The organism is Anaerococcus tetradius, from assembly GCF_947087635.1.
Taxonomy (GTDB): Bacteria; Bacillota; Clostridia; order Tissierellales; family Peptoniphilaceae; genus Anaerococcus; species Anaerococcus tetradius.
Map to the genome: position 1 here is coordinate 23,181 of NZ_CAMUDP010000006.1, position 14,967 is coordinate 38,147.

The 14,967-nt window shown below is 37.8% G+C and carries 12 protein-coding genes and 1 riboswitch; of the genes, 10 read left to right on the forward strand and 2 right to left on the reverse strand.

Going from position 1 to position 14,967, the window contains the following annotated elements:
- Positions 1-303, reverse strand: coding sequence for an ArsR/SmtB family transcription factor (locus tag P6936_RS03055; protein WP_004836973.1), 303 nt, complete (start codon positions 301-303; stop codon positions 1-3).
- 180 nt (positions 304-483) lie between these two features.
- Here P6936_RS03055 and uvrB point away from each other — a divergent pair, with 180 nt between their 5' ends.
- The 5 genes from uvrB (at position 484) to P6936_RS03080 (ending at position 8,222) form a co-directional block, all read left to right on the forward strand.
- The gene (gene uvrB / locus P6936_RS03060; RefSeq protein WP_276862665.1) at positions 484-2,454 is read left to right on the forward strand and encodes an excinuclease ABC subunit UvrB; all 1,971 of its coding nucleotides are present in this window, start codon (positions 484-486) and stop codon (positions 2,452-2,454) included.
- A complete protein-coding gene (gene uvrA, locus P6936_RS03065) occupies positions 2,451-5,258 on the forward strand; it encodes an excinuclease ABC subunit UvrA (protein WP_276880813.1) in 2,808 nt (935 codons plus the stop codon). Before uvrB ends, uvrA begins: the two co-directional genes overlap by 4 nt.
- Positions 5,259-5,790: 532 nt before the next feature.
- Positions 5,791-6,675, forward strand: a complete 885-nt coding sequence (locus P6936_RS03070; protein WP_423775381.1) for a TIGR01212 family radical SAM protein — start codon at positions 5,791-5,793, stop codon at positions 6,673-6,675.
- The gene (locus P6936_RS03075) at positions 6,660-7,259 is read left to right on the forward strand and encodes an isochorismatase family protein (protein WP_276880814.1); all 600 of its coding nucleotides are present in this window, start codon (positions 6,660-6,662) and stop codon (positions 7,257-7,259) included. The genes P6936_RS03070 and P6936_RS03075 overlap by 16 nt, the downstream gene beginning before the upstream one ends.
- A 204-nt stretch (positions 7,260-7,463) precedes the next feature.
- The gene (locus P6936_RS03080; protein ID WP_276880816.1) at positions 7,464-8,222 is read left to right on the forward strand and encodes a hypothetical protein; all 759 of its coding nucleotides are present in this window, start codon (positions 7,464-7,466) and stop codon (positions 8,220-8,222) included.
- 41 nt (positions 8,223-8,263) lie between these two features.
- Here the strand turns inward: P6936_RS03080 and nhaC are convergent, their stop codons facing one another.
- Positions 8,264-9,802, reverse strand: coding sequence for a Na+/H+ antiporter NhaC (nhaC, locus tag P6936_RS03085; RefSeq protein WP_276880817.1), 1,539 nt, complete (start codon positions 9,800-9,802; stop codon positions 8,264-8,266).
- A 329-nt stretch (positions 9,803-10,131) separates the two neighbouring features.
- On the opposite strand from nhaC, the gene P6936_RS03090 reads away from it, so the two are divergent.
- The 5 genes from P6936_RS03090 to rplM all read left to right on the forward strand — a co-directional run bounded on the left by P6936_RS03090 (position 10,132) and on the right by rplM (position 14,962).
- Positions 10,132-11,211, forward strand: a complete 1,080-nt coding sequence (locus P6936_RS03090; protein WP_276880818.1) for an NAD-binding protein — start codon at positions 10,132-10,134, stop codon at positions 11,209-11,211.
- 112 nt (positions 11,212-11,323) lie between these two features.
- Positions 11,324-12,151 carry a Cof-type HAD-IIB family hydrolase gene (locus P6936_RS03095; protein ID WP_276880819.1) on the forward strand — a complete coding sequence of 276 codons (828 nt, stop codon included), beginning with the start codon at positions 11,324-11,326 and terminating at the stop codon, positions 12,149-12,151.
- Between the two features lie 59 nt (positions 12,152-12,210).
- Positions 12,211-12,313, forward strand: a riboswitch (TPP riboswitch).
- Positions 12,314-12,369: 56 nt separating this feature from the next.
- Complete coding sequence (gene thiD / locus P6936_RS03100) at positions 12,370-13,167, forward strand: bifunctional hydroxymethylpyrimidine kinase/phosphomethylpyrimidine kinase (protein WP_060929174.1); 798 nt, start codon at positions 12,370-12,372, stop codon at positions 13,165-13,167.
- Between the two features lie 9 nt (positions 13,168-13,176).
- Entirely contained in the window at positions 13,177-14,346 is a 1,170-nt protein-coding gene (gene cytX / locus P6936_RS03105; protein ID WP_276880820.1) for a putative hydroxymethylpyrimidine transporter CytX, read from the forward strand.
- Positions 14,347-14,521: 175 nt separating this feature from the next.
- On the forward strand, positions 14,522-14,962 hold the full coding sequence (gene rplM, locus P6936_RS03110) for a 50S ribosomal protein L13 (RefSeq protein ID WP_004836987.1): 441 nt from the start codon (positions 14,522-14,524) through the stop codon (positions 14,960-14,962).
- The last annotated feature ends 5 nt before the right edge of the window (positions 14,963-14,967 follow it).

Sequence of the window (14,967 nt, forward strand, 5' to 3'; positions counted from 1 at the left end):
TTACTCCTCTATATGTTCTAAACCTGTTTTTATAATTATTTTTACGTGATTGTCTGCTAATTCGTAGATGATGGACTTGCCATCTCTTTCGCCTTTTACTAGATTGGTCTCTTTGAGATATTTTAGTTGGTGGGAAATAGCTGATTGGCTCATGTCGATAGCTTCTGCTATGTCTCCTACGCTCATTGGTCCATCAAAGAGCCTGTACATTATCTTCATCCTTGTCGAATCTGAGAAGACTTTGAATAAGTCTGCTAAGTCGATTAGGGTGGTGTCGTCTATGTTTTTTAGTGAATTTCCCATGAGCCTCCTTTCATATGAATAGCTGTTCATATGAGTATTATATCATATATAAAAGCGATGTCAATAGGCTTATTGAATTTTTTATGAAAGTTGTCAAAAGGCTAGATGGATTGAAATGTAAAAGATTTTCAGTATATTTATATAGCAAGAAAGACGGATTTATATAAAAAGGAATCTTATATGAAATTTAATTTACAATCAAATTATAAGCCTAGAGGCGATCAGCCTATAGCTATAGATAAATTAACAAAGGGCATAGAGGATGGCAAGCATCACCAAATCCTAAGAGGGGTTACAGGTTCGGGTAAGACTTTTACCATGGCTAACATCATCCAAAATGTCCAAAGACCTACTTTGGTCCTTGCCCACAACAAGACCCTAGCCTACCAGCTTTTTACGGAGTTTAAGGAGTTTTTTCCAGACAATGCCGTAGAGTATTTTGTTTCTTATTACGATTACTACCAACCAGAAGCCTATGTTGCAGCTACTGATACCTACATAGCCAAGGATTCATCTATAAATGATGAGATTGACAAGATGAGGCATTCTGCGACTATGGCTCTTTTTGAAAGACGAGATGTTATAATAGTTGCTAGTGTGTCTTGTATTTACGGTTTGGGAGATCCTATAGAGTACCAAAAGCTTGTAGTTTCTCTAAGGCCTAGTCAGGAGATTAGCCCAGAGGATGTTATGAGGAAGCTAATTGATGTCCAATATGTTAGAAATGATGTGGATTTTTCTCGTGGAACTTTTAGGCGTAGGGGGGATATACTCGACATTTTCCCAGCTGGTTTTGATCAAAAGGCTATTAGGATAGAGTTTTTTGGAGATGAGATTGACGAGATAAGCGAGTTTGACGCTCTTACAGGTAAGGTTACTGCAAAAATTAGCCACGCCTATATTTATCCTGCCAGCCACTATGCGACTTCAAGTGAAAAGACCGAAAAGGCGATTGTTTCTATAGAAGAAGAGTTAGAAGAAAGACTTTTTGAACTTAATAGGGAAAATAAGCTTCTTGAAGCCCAAAGGCTTGAGCAAAGGACCAAGTATGATATAGAGATGCTTAGGGAGATTGGTTTTTGTTCAGGAATTGAGAATTATTCAAGACATTTAAGCCAAAGACCAGCAGGGTCTAGGCCTTATACTCTTATAGATTATTTCCCAGAAGACTTTATCCTTATGGTTGACGAATCCCACGTTTCTATTCCTCAAGTAGGGGGAATGTATGAGGGGGATAGGTCCCGTAAGCAAAACTTGGTCGACTATGGCTTTAGGCTTCCTTCAGCCCTAGACAACAGACCCCTAAAGTTTTTTGAGTTTGAAGATTTAATCAAGCAAGCAATCTATGTTTCGGCAACACCTGGCCCTTATGAGTTGGAAAAGACCCATGGTCAGATGGTCGATCAGATTATAAGACCTACCGGCCTACTAGATCCATTAATCGAGGTAAGGCCAACCAAAAATCAGATTGATGATCTTATAGAAGAAGTTCATAAGACCATAGAGAAAAAGGAAAGAGTCCTTGTTACTACCCTTACCAAGAAGATGGCAGAAGACCTTACGACCTATCTTACAGAAAATGGCATCAAGGTTAGGTATCTTCATTCTGATATTAAGACTATCGAAAGAAGTGAGATTATTAGAGAGCTTCGCCTAGGAGAGTTTGACGTATTAGTTGGAATTAACCTCCTTCGTGAGGGATTAGATATACCAGAAGTATCTCTTATAGCAATTCTTGATGCGGACAAGGAGGGTTTCCTTCGTTCAGAAACTTCTCTTATCCAAACCATAGGTAGGGCTGCGAGAAACTCTGAGGGCAGGGTAATCATGTATGCTGACACTATTACCAAGTCAATGAAAAAGGCTATAGACGAAACTGAACGCCGTAGGAAGATTCAAGAGGACTTTAACAAGGCCCATGGCATAGTTCCAACTACAATTAAGAAAAATATTGCTGAAATCATCCAAATCACCAAGAAGAAGGAAGAAGAGGAAATTGAAGAGTTTAGCAAGGACGATATAGAAACAATCTTAATCAACATGGAAAGCGAGATGTATAAGGCAGCTGAGGAGCTAGACTTTGAGCGTGCAGCAGCCCTTCGTGATCAGATTAAGGCTATGAAAGATAATTTTACAGGAGTGATTAATTGACAGAGATTAAAATAAAGGGAGCGAGGACTAACAATCTAAAAAATGTAGATATAAACTTGCCAAGGGATAAGATGATTGTCTTTACCGGTCTTTCTGGCTCAGGCAAGTCTACCCTCGCCTTTGATACTATATATGCAGAAGGACAGAGACGTTATGTAGAAAGTCTTTCCTCCTATGCTAGGCAATTTTTGGGGAATTTGGATAAGCCTGATGTGGATTCGATCGAAGGTCTTTCCCCATCCATATCCATTGACCAAAAGACGACTAATAGAAATCCAAGGTCTACTGTAGCTACAGTTACAGAAATCTATGATTATTATAGGCTTCTCTATGCCAGAGTAGGAGATGCCTATTGTCCAGTCTGTGGCAAGGCTATTGAGGCCCAGACCATAGATCAGATGGTTGATAGGGTAAAATCTTTAGCTGATAGAACTAGGATTCAAATTCTTGCGCCAGTTATTAGGGCTAAAAAGGGAACTCACAAGAAGGCCCTCGAAAATATCCAAAAGGACGGCTATGTGAGAGTTGTTATAGATGGAGAAAAGTACGAGCTTTCAGATGAAATCGAGCTTTCCAAGACCAAGAAGCACGACATATCGGTAGTAGTTGATAGGATTGTAATTAAAGAAGGAATTGAGGCAAGACTAGCTGATTCTATAGAGACTGCCTTGGCTCTTTCGGATGGACTTGTGATAATTGATGTGATAGACGGAGAAGATATCCTACTTTCATCAAAACTTGCTTGCCCAGAAGGTCATATAAGCCTTCCTGAGCTTACACCCAATATGTTCTCCTTCAATGCTCCAATAGGGATGTGTCCTGATTGTAATGGTTTGGGCTTTCACTTGCAAATCGATCCAGACCTAGTCTTGCCAGATCACAAGCTATCCATAAATGAGGGAGCTGTGGATTGCTATGCTACATCAACTAAGGGTTCTTACTATTATGAAATTATAAGAGCCATAGCAGACCATTACAAATTCCCTCACGATAAGCCGATAAAGGATGCTCCAAAGAAAATGATAGAGGATATCCTCCACGGGACAAAATACGACCTATCCTTTGTTTTTGACAGTCATTATTCTGGAAGCAAGAGATATACGGGACCTTTTGAGGGAGTAATTAAAAACCTCTACGACCGTTATCAAAGAACTAATTCTGATGTCCAAAAGAAGAAGTTTAGAGAGTATATGTCAGAAGAAGAATGTGAGACTTGTCACGGAGATAGGCTAAAGCCAGAGGTGCTTGCAATAAAAGTAGGGGATAAAAATATATCAGAACTAAGCAAGCTATCTGTTGAAAAATCGGTTGAATTTTTTGAAAATCTAAAACTCAGCCCGATGAAGGAAAAAATTGCCGAGCTTATTATAAAAGAAATCAAGGCGAGACTCTCCTTCTTAAAAGACGTAGGTCTAACTTATCTTACCCTAAACAGGGCGGCTGCCACCCTTTCTGGTGGAGAAAGCCAAAGAATAAGACTTGCTACCCAAATAGGTTCGGGTCTTGTGGGAGTTTGCTATGTCCTAGATGAGCCTTCCATAGGACTTCATCAAAGAGATAATGACAAGCTTATCAAAGCTTTGAGAAATCTAACTGATATTGGCAACACCCTAATCATAGTTGAACATGACGAAGACACTATGAAGGAAGCTGATTATATCGTTGATATTGGTCCTGCCGCAGGCATCCATGGTGGAGAGATTGTAGCTAAGGGTAGCCTAGAAGACATAATGAAGGCTAAAAATTCCATAACAGGAGCTTATCTTGCAGGCAGGAAGAAAATCCCAGTACCTAAAGAACGCAGGAAGAGAGATTCTTATATAGAAATAAAGGGAGCAGCTGCCAACAATCTAAAAAATATTGACGTAAAAATCCCTCTAGGAGTCCTAACAACAGTAACAGGAGTTTCTGGATCGGGAAAGTCTTCACTTGTAAATGAAATCCTCTATAAGGCTGCAACCAAAAAGATTAACAAGAGCAAAGTCAGAGCAGGAAAACACGAAGATATCCTAGGACTTGAAAAAATCGATAAGGTTATAGCAATCGACCAATCACCAATAGGAAGAACTCCACGTTCAAATCCAGCTACCTACACTAAGGTCTTTGATGCAATTAGAGATGTCTTTGCCATGACCAACGAGGCTAAGATGAAAGGCTACGATAAGGGAAGATTTTCCTTTAACGTAAAAGGAGGAAGGTGTGAAGCTTGTAAGGGAGATGGAACAATCAAGGTAGACATGATGTTTCTGCCAGATGTTTACGTTCCTTGCGAAGTCTGCCATGGTAAAAGATACAACAGGGAAACCCTCGAAGTCAAATACAAGGGTAAGGACATATCAGAAGTCCTCGATATGACTGTGGAAGAGGGGATAGAATTTTTCCAAAACCACCCAAGTATTGTAAGAAAACTTCAAACCCTCTATGATGTAGGACTTGGCTATATAAAAATCGGTCAGCCTTCCACAGAACTTTCTGGAGGAGAGGCCCAGAGGGTAAAGCTTGCGACAGAACTTGCCAAAGTATCGACGGGAAAGACCCTCTACATCCTAGATGAGCCAACAACAGGCCTTCATATGGCAGATGTCCACAAGCTAATAGAAGTCCTCAACAGACTAGTAGATCAAGATAACACAGTTGTAGTAATTGAACACAATCTAGATGTAATTAAAGTCTCCGACTATCTAATAGACCTAGGTCCAGAAGGAGGAGACGGAGGAGGAAGGCTAGTAGCAAGCGGAAGCCCAGAAGAAATAGCAAAAGTGAAAGAATCATATACAGGTCAATACCTAAAAAAGATTCTATAAGAGATTTATAAAGCCTAAGCGAAAGCTTGGGCTTTTGTAGTAGAGCAAGCAGAAAAACTACCGTCGAGGAGATATTCGACCGCCTTGTCATCCTGAGGAGCCTAGCGACGTGAGGATTTCTTCCCCCCCCTGTCATCCTGAGGAAGAAGCTTTGCTTCTGACGTGAGAATCTTTTTCTTTGACGTCTTATCGTTACTTGGCTCTTAGATTTACTAATCAGATTCCTCGTCGAAATCTACGATTTCTCTGTCGGAATGACATTATCATGTCATCCTGAGGAGCCTAGCGACGTGAGGATCTCTCCCACCTGTCATCCTGAGGAGCGTAGCGACGTGAGGATCTTTTTCTTTGACGTCTTATTGTTACTTGGCTCTTAGATTTACTAATCAGATTCCTCATAGAAATCTACGATTTCTCTGTTGGAATGACATTATCATGTCATCCTGAGGAGCCTAGCAACGTGAGGATATTTTTGTTGTATAATAATCTTATGGAAATTAATAAGAAACGTTTTAATGATTTGGATTCATTTTTGAAAAGGAAATTTAATAAGAAGATATTGAAGCTTCCTCTAGATGGGGGTTTTACTTGTCCTAATAGGGATGGGACTAAGTCCTATGATGCTTGTATTTATTGCTCGGCTAGGGGTTCAGGTGAGTGGACTATGTCTAGCAAGAGTATTAGGGAGCAGATTTCTTATCAGAAAGAAAGACTCAGCAAGGCTGGGAGAGATGAGGCCTATATAGCTTATTTTCAAAATTTTACCAATACTTATGGGGAAGTTTCTTATATGAGAAAGATTTTTATGGAGGCCATAGAAGAGGATGATGTGGTGGGTCTTGCCATAGCTACTAGGGCGGATTGCCTAAATTCTTCTGTTCTAAAGCTTTTGGAGGACTTATCCAAAAAGACCTTCCTAATTGTCGAACTTGGTATGCAAAGTGTGAATGAGAAGACGATTTCTTTTGTTAACAGGGGTTATAGCCATGAAGAGTTTGATAAGGCTTTAGCAAAACTTGAAAAGATGGGAATAAATATCTTAGTTCATATTATAGTCGGCCTTCCTTACGAGACAAATGAAGATTATATGAATGATGTTTCTTATATCAATTCTAAGAAAATTTGGGGAGTGAAAATCCACAATCTTTATGTAGAAAAAAATACCAGGCTTTTGGATTTCTATGATAAAGAAGGCCTATCCTATGCAATGACTAAGGATACTTATGTGGGTATAGTGGTAGAGATGTTAAGAAGGATGAAGAAAAGCCTTGTTATTAATAGGCTTACTGGGGATGGACTTAGGGATGAGATAGTTTTTCCAGCTTGGTCTAAGAATAAGGCGGCAATTTTATCTAGTATTGACAAAGTTATGAAAGAAAATGATTTTAGACAGGGGGATTTATGTCAAGAAGATTAGACTCAAAGTTTTATGTTAATTCGTTGGAAGATGGCTTGTATCAGAACAAGAAAAAGACCTTGCTCTTGGTAGTTGACGAGCAACCAAAGCTTATGACTACTATGGAAAACGGTGAAAAGACTATTATTAACACTCTTAGCCTAGTTAAGGCCTTCAAGGAATACGACATGGCTTATCTTGCAACAGAACAATATCCAAAGGGCCTTGGCAGAAGTGATGATAGGCTTTTGGAAGAGATTGAAGAAGGAAAGATTTTTTCTAAGACTCTTTTTGATGCTGCCATTGATGAAGTTAGGGAATTTATAGAAAAAGAAGGCATAGAAAAAGTCCTAGTAACTGGAGCAGAAGGCCATATTTGTATCTATCAAACAGCAAGAAGCTTCTTAGATATGGGTCTTGATGTATTTTTGGTAGAAGATGCTATTTCTTCATTTTCTGAAGGACTAAAGTTAACAGCTATGGGAAGTCTTGAAAAGATGGGAGCTGTTAGGGTGAATACAGAAATGATTTTGTTTGACCTTGCAAGAGATGCCAAGGATTCACATTTTAAATTTATTTCTGCCCTAGTTAAGAGCGCAAGATAGAAGGCTTTTACTAATGATTTTTTGCTTATTGCATAAGAATTAATATAGTTTTCTTTATTAAATAATTTATATAGCTAGGTAAGTATTTGAGCCTCCTTTGAATCATAGTAATTGCAGACTTTTTTATCATAGCTTATATTTTACTTAATTACCATCTTGTAGTAATTATCCATAAGTGATATAATTTATTCAAAAGGAGGCTCTATGAAAAGAGAATATAAATTATCATCAATTGTAATTATTCAGTTTATATCAATAATAGTAGCTTTAATTACGAGTGCTTTATTTACCTATATAAGCAAAGATTCAATAATCATTACCTTAATATCTGGTCTTGTTACATCAATAATAACGTTTCTATTTCAATTTGCTATTGCAAGCGGTCTTATCAGAAATAGGATGGGATCTGTTGGAGAATATCTCAACCAGATTAATCTGATTAATGGTAGAATTATCCTAATAAACTTCTTACTATCTTTACTTTTAAGCTTGGCCATAGGTCTTATGAGTCTTATGGGTGGGGGCATATTTATTGCATCCTTACTCGCAGATTCTGTTTCAAAGATAATTGGAAGCATGCTTATAGTGGGACTTATAATTATATGTTCGATGATTTTTTCTGTACTTATAAGCTACTTGAATTTCTATTGTGCAGATAAACTAGTAGGTTCTGGAAAGAAAGAAGGACTTGGCGAATCTATAAAGCATATCTTTAGGATTGGTAAAGACTTGTTTGTAAAGACAATTTTAGTTTATCTAAAATATATTATAGGTCCAGTTATTCTCTTAGGAGCTTTGATGACTCTTGCTATGATTTTTAACAAAGATTCTGGACTTGGAGGAATTTTATTAATTAGCCTTATAGTAATGCTTATTGCTATATATTCAATAGTTGCTCCAGCTATAGTAATGGCAAGACTTTCAGATAACTATCTTGACTATATCGAAGAAGAAAATCTATAAATGAAAATGCTAGTAAGTTTTTGACCTACTAGCATTTTTTTCTATTTAATTATTGGCGCCTTGCCTTCTTTTCTTAATACTTCCAAACGACTTATGGCATAAGCCCTCCTATCTTCTGGAGCCTTGGCCATTTTTTTCATCTTTGTTTTAGCAAAGAGGTTTGTGTAAGAACCATCTGCCCAGAAAATATTTCTCTTTAGATAGGCAGTTACTAGGGCGTAGATAGGATTTAAGAGATTTACGAAGGCGTAAGGGAAAAAGTTTAGAGGACTTACTCCCAAGGTTCTCATCTGATAGGCACCACATGCTGTCCATGGGAACATTACAGCCCACAAGGTACCTGCATCTTCTAGACTTCTTGATAACATATTTCTTGATAGACCCAATTCGTCATACTTATCTTCATACAAGGGAGCTGGAACTCCTATACCTAGGAATTGATCACACATGGTAGCATCACAGAAGATTGATGTTAGCATGGTAATAAAGACTAGGCCGCCAACAGAGTGGATTCTTTCTTTTAGGTGAGCGAAGAGCTTTTCTATAATACCTGCTCGCTCCAAGGCTCCTCCAAAGGAAACAGCAAGAAGAATCAAGTTTATAGTCCACATCTGATTATTCATGCCTCCCTTGGCTAGGGCCTTATCTACAAAGTCGTTGCCAGTTGCTATATCTGGGCCGTAGTGGAGGATAGAAAATATTTCTGCTAGGCTTCTTTGTTTTTGGAAAATCAAAGAAAATACTATACCGACAAAAACAGAAATCATAACCCCAGCAAGGCCTTCTATCCTAAGTACACATACTAGGATTATCAAAACCACAGGTAAGAGGACTAGGGGATTTAGGTTAAAGTTACTAGCAAGGGCTGTCTTTATTCCTTCTGCTATGTTTGTATCATAATTTACAACATTTGCCCTAAGACCTAGGATAGAGTAGAGGATAAGGGAAATTATAAATACGGGCCCTGTTGTAGAGACCATGGCTGTAACGTGATCGAAAAGTCCAGTCTTGGCAACTCCTGCTGCAAGGTTGGTGGTATCTGATAGGGGAGAGAACTTATCTCCAATATAGGCCCCTGAAATAACCATGCCTGCAGTAATGGCAGGGCTAATGCCTAGACCTTGACCTATGGTCATAAAGGCGATACCGATTGTTGCTGTAGCAGTCCAAGATGACCCGCAGGAAAGACTAACTAAGGAAGTTATAATACAACCTACAGGTAAAAATAATTTAGGGCTTAGCAATTCCAAACCATAGTAAATTAGGGCTGGGATTGTTCCAGAAATCATAAAAGATGAAACCAAAAGCCCTACTGTTAAAAGGATTAGGATAGCATCAAGGGTTGTTCTTATTCGATCAATCATACCATCGAGCATTTGCCTGAAAGATTTGCCACAGCGAAGTCCAACCAGACAGGCTACAATTATTCCGCATATGAGGGGAAGGTGGGCTGCATCGTAAATAGTTTTATCGCCATCTTTGGCGAAGACAAAAACATAAATCATTAAAAAAACCATTGTCAAAATGGGTAAGATTGCTTCAAATAAATTGGGTAGTCTTTCTTTCTTGACCTTTTCCATAATAATAACTCCTTTTTATAATATCGTAATAAACTGATAAGTATATCCTACAACCAATTGACAAAGTTGTCAACAATTAATTTCGTATATTAGCAAATTAGCAAACTAAATTATATATAAAGACTTATGCTTTCTTTTAGTTTGTATTTGTTATAGAATATTAGTAAGGATTTGATAAGCATTTTTCCGAAAGCATTTTGATAAATAAGTTTAGCCTTGGATATTATTTACATAAAAATTTAAGGGAACATCATAATTTTGACAAAATTTATTGAATATAGTTGATTTTAAAAGTATAAGTGCTATACTAAAGTAATCTAGGAGGAGTTATGAATATTATTATATTGGGAGCTGGTAAGGTTGGCTCCTATTTAACAAGTGATCTGGCGGAGGATGACCACGATATACTAGTTATAGATCACGATAAGGATGTTTTGGATAAACTTATTGCTGCAAACGATATTATGGGAATTGTCGGAGATGGGCGTGACCCAGAAGTTTTAATCGACGCTAATGCAGCTAATTGCGATTTATTTATTGCTATAAGCTTATCTGATGACGTGAATCTAATAGCTTCAACTATGGCGAAGAAGATGGGAGCTAAGAATATCATCATAAGACTTAGGGATCCATATTATATTAAGCATAGGGAAATCATAGAAGAGATTACTTCTGCAACGATGATAGTAAATCCTGAATCTATAGCAGCCAAGGATATACAAAGGGCCCTAAAGTATTCTCACGCCCTCAATGTTGAAGGCTTTTTTAGAGACCAGGCTATAATGATGGAGATAGTTATAGGAGAAGGCTCAAGCCTTGCTGGATCTAGGATATCTGACCTTAATGCCTATTCAGCTAACTACCACACCCTAATAGGAATTGTTAATAATAATGGCAGGATTTCTATTCCCCATGGTTCTTATGTTCTTGAAAAGGGCGAAAAAATTTATGTAATTGGGGAAAGGGAAGGGGTAGATAGGTTCTACAAACAAGAAGCCCTAGATAGGTATAAGATAAAAAACGTCTTGATAATAGGGGCGGGTGCTATAACAGAGCATCTTACGGAGCTCTTGTTAGATAGGGGCTTTAGTGTAACGGTTGTAGAAATTGATAAGGAAGTAGAAGAGTCAATCAATAGATACATCTTAGTCTATATCTTCCTCTTTATAATCTTCATGCTTGTAGTAACTCTAGATACCAACAATTTCGAGGCGGCTTTTTCGGCTGTAGCTACAACCTATAACAATGTTGGTCCAGGTCTTATTGACTTTGGGCCTATAACAAGCTTTGCTGCAATGAGCAAGCTATCAAAATTAACATTAAGCTTTGCCATGCTTTTTGGCAGGCTTGAGCTTTATCCGATGATTCTCTTATTTGCAAGAGATACCTATAGCAATGTGAGAAAATAACACTAAAAAGACTGTGAGAAAAACTCATGGTCTTTATTGTTTTCTAAGTCTTATATAGCTGTGGTCAGGACCTTCTTTGCTAATACTTTTTTAAAAAGGGTATAATGCATGTATGATTAAACTAATAACAATTGATGTGGACGGAACCCTAGTTACTCCACTAAAAAAATTAACGAAAATAAATAAAGACGCAATAAAAAAAGCAAAAGATAAAGGAATCCATATAGCTTTAGTTAGTGGCAGGCCTTTTCACAGCATGATTCACCTAATTAAGGAACTAAAGCTAACAGAAGAAGGCCATTTTACTATCTGCCAAAATGGATCCTATATTTTTGATAATGTTAGCCAGAAGGCGATTTCTGGCACCTATCAATATCCAAGGGACTTGATGGAAGTAGATAAGCTTCTTTCTGGCTACAAATTAGAACTATCTTGTATGGATGATGTGGGCTTTTATTCTAAAAGACAAATTCCAAACTTATATACCATAATTGACGCAAAAATAAATAGGATGCCGATTCAGACGGTTTCCTACAAAGATTGGCAAGAGGATAAAAAGTTTGGAAGATTTTTGATTTTGGGAGGGGCAAGTGAGATAAAAAGATTTATCAAAAATATGCCCGAAAAGCTAAAAACTGACTATTATTCAGTTCAAACAGCTCCATTTTTGATTGAAGTTATGAATAAAAACACCAATAAGGGTTTTGCTACAAAGCTTATGGCAGACAAGCTCGGTATAGGGATGGATGAAGTTATGGCAATTGGTAATGAGAAAAACGACATACCTATGCTTGAAAAAGCTGGTTTTGCAGTAGCCATGGAAAATGCTGTTGATGAATTAAAGACCCATGCTGATTTTATTACAAGGTCCAATAGGAAGTCGGGCGTAGGCTATGCTATCGAAAAACTTTTGGCTAATGATTGTAAGATTTTTGTCTAGCTTATCTAGGGAAAACCATTTGACAAAGCCTAGTTAAAAGCTTACAATTTAAGTGTAATCAAATAAAGCAAGGGAGTTCTATATGATCTGAGAGGAGGGTGAAGCCCTCGACCTTACCTGATTTGGATAATGCCAACGTAGGAAAGCAATAATATATATGTGAATGACTTGTTTTATCTAGCGATAAGGAAGTCATTTTTTGTTTATAAGGAGGTTTTATGAAAGTAGCACTAACAATAGCTGGCTCTGATTGTTCAGGTGGAGCTGGTATTCAAGCAGATTTAAAGACTATGAGTCTAAATGGAGTATTTGCCGAATCTGCCATAACAGCTCTTACAGCACAAAATACTAGGGGAGTTACAGGGATAATGGATGTAAGTCCTGACTTTTTGGAAAAGCAAATTGATGCAGTATTTACAGATATTAGACCAGACTCAGTAAAAATCGGCATGGTTTCTGATAAGAATCTCATAAGGGCTATAGCAGGAAAGCTTAGGCAATATAAGGCGGAAAAAATCGTCCTCGATCCTGTAATGGTTGCAACATCTGGGGCAAAGCTTCTAAAAGACGATGCAATAGATGCCCTAAAGGAAGAACTTTTTCCGCTAGCTAGCCTTATTACACCAAACATCCCAGAAGCTGAGCTTATTTCAGATATGAAAATAAAAAGCGAAGAGGATATGAAAGAGGCAAGTAAGCTTATCTATGACAAATACAAGGTCAATGTACTTCTGAAGGGAGGTCATGCTATTAATGATGCCAACGACTATTTGTATGCTTTTGGCAAGGGGGTTTGGATTAAGGGAGAAAGAATCAACAATCCTAACACTCATGGAACAGGTTGCACCCTATCATCTGCTATTGCTTCAAACCTTGCCAAGGGATATGAGCTAGAAGAAGCTATAAGAAAAGCGAAAAAGTACTTGGAAGGCTGTTTGAAAGATGGACTTGATTTAGGAAAAGGGTCAGGTCCAATGAATCACGCCTTTGACATCAAAGATATTTACAAAAAATAAGGAAGTCTTATGGAAAAGAAAACAAGTATATATGATAACGCCTTGATTTGGTTCGGGGCTGGAGTTTCTATCGCAGAAATTCTTACGGGAACTTATTATGCCTCTATGAGCTTTAAAGAAGCCATGCTTGCAATCCTCATAGGCCATATTTGTGGTTTTATCCTCATGAGTCTATCAGGACTTATTGGAGCAAAAACAGGGCTATCTGCCATGCAAGCTACTAAGCTTAGCTTTGGAAAAGTTGGCGGTATATTTTTTGCAAGTCTAAATTTCCTCCAACTAGTTGGTTGGACAGCCATCATGATTTATGATGGAGCTATATCTTCTGGGGAACTTTTTTCTACAGGAAGTAAAATTTGGGCAATAATAATTGGTTTGTTGATAATAATTTGGATAGGGATAGGAATTAGTAATCTTGGTAAGCTAAACACTGTATCAATGATAGCCCTTTTCGCCTTGACTATACTTATGTCAAGAAAGTCCTTTACATCTAGCCTATCTAGCAATCTATCAGCCGATGCCCTATCCTTTGGTCAAGCCATAGAACTTGCCATAGCCATGCCTATGAGTTGGCTTCCTTTGATATCAGACTACACATCAAAGGCAGAAAAGCCAGTAAAAGCAAGCTTTGTTTCAACAGGAATCTATTCTCTAGTATCTATTTGGATGTACACAATAGGCCTTACTGGAGCGATGGCTACTGGACAGACAAGTCTATCAGCAATATTTTCCTATTCAGGAATAGGAAGTCTTGCCATAGTCATAATTATTTTATCAACAGTAACAACGACCTTCCTCGATGCCTACTCAGCAGGAATCTCCTTTGAGGCAATTAAAGAAGGGGCAAGTGCAAAGATGGTCGCAATAATTGTAAGTGCCATAGGAATCCTAGGAGCCTTGCTCTATCCTATGGATGATATATCAAACTTCCTCTACCTAATAGGCTCAGTATTTGCTCCAATGATAGCGGTTCAAATTGCAGACTTTTTCATCAAGAAAGATAAAAGTAGTCTTGATACAAAAATAAATATAGTTTCTTGGGTCATAGGCTTTATAATCTACAGGATTCTCCTTAAACTAGATATAGTTATAGGAGCGTCAGTTGCATCTGTCATCCTAACTATCCTAGTAAGCTTAATCTTGAGAAAAATATTTACAAAGTCTAGGCTAAGCGATTGACAAAAAGCTCTTTTAGTAGTATCATATTCAAGTCAACTTAAAGTTTCTTTTATGGAGCTTTTCGATGAAATCGCAAATCCTGAAGGCGATTAAAAAATGTCAGGACGAGTAAAGCCGCCACCTACTAAGAGCGGTGTCTAAATATAGTAGGCGAAAAATTTATAGGAGGAATTTTATGAAATATCAAAAAACATGGACTGCAACTCCTGATCAAATCGACAGAAAATGGTATGTCGTTGATGCAGAAGGCATGGTTCTAGGTAGACTAGCAAGCCAAGTTGCAGCAATCTTGAGAGGAAAGAACAAAGCAACATTTACTCCACACTATGATACTGGAGATTATGTTATAGTAATTAATGCTGACAAAGTCATTCTTACAGGTAACAAAGAAGACCAAAAAGAATACCAAAGATACTCAGGTTACAGTGGCGGACTAAAGATTACTAAATTCAAGGATATGAAAGCTAAAAAACCTGAATATATAGTAACACACGCAATCGAAGGTATGCTTCCACACAACAAACTAGGTAGAGCTATGGCTAAGAAGCTTAGAGTGTATGTAGGTGCTGAGCACAATCACGAAGCTCAAATGCCTGAAGTTTTGGAATTAAATTAAGGAGG